Below are 3,980 nucleotides of genomic sequence, written 5' to 3'. Positions count from 1 at the left end.
GCCGGGGGTTGTCGTTCCAGTCGGTGATCCAGGCCCGGATGTCTTTCTCCAGGGCCTGGACGTTCTTGTGAACCCCGCGTCGTATCTGCTTGTCCGTCAGGAGACCGAACCAGCGCTCGACCTGGTTCAGCCAGGAAGAGCTGGTCGGGGTGAAGTGCAGGTGGAAGCGAGGGTGGGCCAGCAGCCACTTCTGGATCGCGGGGGTCTTGTGGGTGGCGTAGTTGTCGCAGATCAGGTGCACATCGAGGTCGGCAGGGACCTCCTTGTCCAGCTTGGCCAGGAACTTCTTGAACTCCACCGCCCGGTGCCGGCGGTGGAGTGAGGAGATGACCTCGCCGGTGGCCGTGTTCAGGGCGGCGAACAGGGTGGTCACGCCGCCGCGCAGGTAGTCGTGGGTGCGGCGCTCGGGCATGCCGGGCATCATCGGCAGCACCGGCGCGGACCGGTCCAGTGCCTGTATCTGCGACTTCTCRTCCACGCAGAGGACGATCGCCCGCTCCGGCGGATCCAGGTACAGGCCGACGACGTCACGGACCTTCTCGATGAACTGTGGGTCCCTGGACAGCTTGAAGGTGTCCACCAGGTGCGGCTTGAGGCCGAAGGTCCGCCAGATCCGCGAGATGGTGGACTGGCTCAGCCCGCTGGCCGCCGCCATCTCCCGGGTCGACCAGTGCGTGGCGTTCTTCGGGGTGGTCTCCAGCGTGCGCACCACCACCTCCTCGACCTTCTCGTCGTCCACCGTGCGCGGCGCCCCCGGCCGCGGCTCGTCGGACAGGCCCTCAAGCCGGCCGGCCGCGAACCGCTTGCGCCACTTGGCCACCGTGACCGGATGGACCCCAAGTTCCTTGCCCACGGCGGTGTTCGAGCCGCCGTCCGCGCACGCGAGCACGATCCGGCAGCGCAGTGCCAGCGCCTGCGAGGAGGTCGCCCGCCGTGACCAGCGCAGCAGCGTCTCTCGCTCCTCGTCCGTCAGAACCACCTCGACCGTCGGCCGACCCATGCGTGCCATGCCCACAGCCTATTTCTATAGCGAACTGAAGACTCACGACACTAGCGGGTTCGCGGGCGCAGGCCTGATCGGTTGTCAGCTGGTGCGGTTGTAGATCGCCGTACCGGGGCAGGCGGTGTAGCCGGAACGGGTGCCGCAGCCGGAGTACTGGCTGGAGCCGTTCCACCATGTCCAGCCGCCGATGGTGCGGCCGTTCAGCCAGGTGTACTGGCCGGCGTAGTTGGCGTCGTACGTACGCAGACTCCAGTGCACGTGGGCGCCGGTCGCGGAACCACCGGCACGGTGTTGTCAGGTTGAGCGGAGCCCTTCTCCGGTGGCATGATCATCTGTCTGGTTGGGGTCGCTGGAGGGGCTGCTCGTGGACGCGCCGTCGTACCGGGGTTTCCGCTTCCCGCCGGAGATCATCGCGCACTGCGTGTGGCTGTACCACCGCTTCGCCCTGAGCCTGCGCGACGTCGAGGAGCTGATGCTGGAGCGCGGCATCGAGGTCTCCTACGAGACGATCCACCAGTGGACGCGCCGGTTCGGCCTCGCCTACGCCAACGCGCTGCGCCGGCGCCGTCCGAAGCCGGGCGACACATGGCATCTCGACGAGGTCTTCGTCAAGATCCAGGGCCGGCAGCGGTACCTGTGGCGCGCGGTCGACGCCGACGGCAACGTGCTCGACATCCTCGTCCAGAGCAAGCGGGACACGGCCGCGGCCAGGCGCTTCTTCCGGAAGCTGATGAAGAAGACTCGGTCGGTGCCGCGGGTGGTGGTCACCGACAAGCTCCGCTCCTACGGCGCCGCCCACCGCGAGGTGATGCCCTCGGTCGAGCACCGCTCCCACAAGGGGCTGAACAACCGGGCCGAGAACAGCCACCAGCCCACGCGGCAGCGCGAGCGCGCCATGAAAGGCTTCCGCTCGATGGGTGCCGCGCAGCGGTTCCTGGCCGCGTTCAGCGGCATCTCCCCCCACTTCCGGCCCCGCCGCCACCTGATGACCGCCCCCGGCCACCGCACCGAGATGACCGTCCGCTTCGTGAGCTGGGAGCAGATCACCGGCGCCGCCGGCCGGCCCACCACGGCCTGACCCCAGGCCCGAAGCGCAAGCCCACCACGCCCCGACGCGCCATCAGACAGTCACCCACCCAACAACGTGACAACGCCGTTGACCTTGATGAAGACCTCGTCCGGGTGCCACGTGTCCCCGGGCCGGGGCCGCCGGCGGCGCAGGCCGTTGACGTAGGCCTGCCCGAACTGCGCACACCACCGCCGGACGGTCTCGCGGGAGACGAGCGCGCTGCGCCCGGGCATCAGCTCCCCGGCCTCGCGGAAGCTGAGCGGGAAACGGACGTACCGCCACACGCAGTGGGAGATGATCTCCACCGGGTACCGGTGCCGCTGGTACGACGGCGACGCGGACGACCCGAGCGAACCCCTCCCCGGCACGACCAACTCCAAGATCATCCCACCCGGATGCTCCTTATAGATGTCAAGCGGCAGGAGCGAGGTCGGTTTGACCGATTCGTTTGGTTGGTGTGCTGGTCAGGGCGCGGTAGACCTCGCGGGCGACGAATCGCTTGAGGCAGCGCATGATGTCCTTCTTCGGCAGCCCTTCCCTGGTGCGGCGCTCGACGTAGGCGCGGGTGCGTTCGTCGTAGCGCATGCGCACCAGGACGATGGTGTGCAGGGCGTTGTTGGCGGCCCGGTCGCCGCCGCGGTTGAGGCGGTGGCGGTGGGTGCGGCCGGAGGACGCCGGGATCGGTGCGACCCCGGCCAGGTGCGCGAACGCGGCTTCCGAGCGCATCCGTTCGGGGTTGTCGCCGGCCGAGGCCAGCAGCTGGCCGGCGGTCTCGGGGCCGACACCGTAGAGCTTCAGGAGCGCGGGGGCGGCCTGCCGGGTCAGCGGTGCGAGTTCGGCGTCCAGCTCGGCAATCTCCTCGTCCATGGTTTGGTGGCGGCGGGCCAGGCGGCGCAGGGCCGCCCGTGTGGCGGTCAGCGGGCGGGACAGGTCGTCGCCGGGCCGCAGCCGGGTCAGGGTCCGTATCAGTGCTGCCCGTTGCAGGCCGGCGACCTGCTCGCGGAGCATCGCGGGCGCGGAGACGAGCAGGTCCCGGATCTGGTTCATTGCCTGGGTGCGGGCCTTGACCGCGCTGCGGCGGGCGACTCTCAGCACGCGCACGGCTTCGACGACGCCGTCCCGGCTCTTCGGCGTGCCGGTGGCCCGGCCGGAGAGCACCGAGGTCGCGGCGGCGTAGGCGTCGATCGGGTCCGACTTGCCCTTCATCCGCCGCGTCTTGCGGTCCGGGCGGTCGACGTCGATGACCGTGACGCCGGCCGCGGTGAGCACCCGGGCCAGYTCGGCACCGTAGGCGCCGGTGCCCTCCACCCCGACCGCGACCAGGGTGCCGTGCGAGCGCATCCAGCCCAGCAGGTCCCGGTAGCCGCGRATGSTGGCGGGAAACTCCCGGTCGGCCAGGTGCCGGCCGACCGGGTCGATCACGGCGGCGTGGTGGGTCAGGCCGTGGGTGTCGACTCCGCCGGTGATCTSCGGGSCGTCGTGCGTCATGCTGGTCATGTCCGTCCTTGTGGCGTGTCCGTTCCGAGGGCGGCACGCGCCGGTCGGGCGGGTGGACAAGACAGTGACGGGGCTTCTGGACCAAGCTCCTGACTTGTTGAATCGACCCCAGACGCTCGGTCTGCAGCCGTAGCGTCCAGGGTGTCGGTCGGCACGGGCCCGCAGTGCTCCTTGCCGCCCTCGGGCTGGCTCACTGATAGCGTGCCGCCGCCGGCCGACACCCGCGCGGTGTGGCTCGACAGAGGCATGAAGGTGACACGGTGACTTCAAGTCAGGGTGCCCACCGCACTCCCCTTCCTGTCTCATCGAGTGCGAGGACAGCAGCCTGTGATCCTGATCGGCATCGATCCCCACAAGTCGTCCCACACCGCCGTCGCCGTCAACGCCGCAGGCCACCAGGTGGCCCAGCGC

At 69.7% G+C, this 3,980-nt stretch carries 3 protein-coding genes and 2 pseudogenes; 1 reads left to right on the top strand and 4 read right to left on the bottom strand.

The window, feature by feature from the left end; genetic code table 11:
* On the bottom strand, nt 1-1,009 hold a 1,009-nt coding region (locus DIZ27_RS44665; RefSeq protein ID WP_109383949.1), incomplete at its 3' end, for an IS630 family transposase.
* A 75-nt stretch (nt 1,010-1,084) separates the two neighbouring features.
* Nucleotides 1,085-1,288 (bottom strand): annotated as a pseudogene (locus DIZ27_RS44660) (M23 family peptidase); the annotation flags it as partial.
* A 79-nt stretch (nt 1,289-1,367) separates the two neighbouring features.
* Between DIZ27_RS44660 and DIZ27_RS44655 the strand changes: the two are divergent.
* A complete protein-coding gene (locus DIZ27_RS44655) occupies nt 1,368-2,081 on the top strand; it encodes an IS6 family transposase (RefSeq protein ID WP_109383948.1) in 714 nt (237 codons plus the stop codon).
* Between the two features lie 74 nt (nt 2,082-2,155).
* Here the strand turns inward: DIZ27_RS44655 and DIZ27_RS44650 are convergent.
* Both DIZ27_RS44650 and DIZ27_RS44645 read right to left on the bottom strand, forming a co-directional pair.
* Nucleotides 2,156-2,458: pseudogene (locus DIZ27_RS44650) on the bottom strand (IS6 family transposase); the annotation flags it as partial.
* 25 nt (nt 2,459-2,483) lie between these two features.
* Nucleotides 2,484-3,569 (bottom strand): IS110 family transposase, encoded by a 1,086-nt coding sequence (locus tag DIZ27_RS44645; protein ID WP_109383947.1) that lies wholly within the window; start codon nt 3,567-3,569, stop codon nt 2,484-2,486.
* Nucleotides 3,570-3,980: the final 411 nt, after the last annotated feature.

The sequence above is a fragment of the Streptomyces sp. NWU339 genome, assembly GCF_003143855.1.
Lineage (GTDB): Bacteria > Actinomycetota > Actinomycetes > Streptomycetales > Streptomycetaceae > Streptomyces.
The sequence above is the reverse complement of the archived record's forward strand: the minus strand, read 5'-3'. Positions and strand labels throughout refer to the sequence as shown.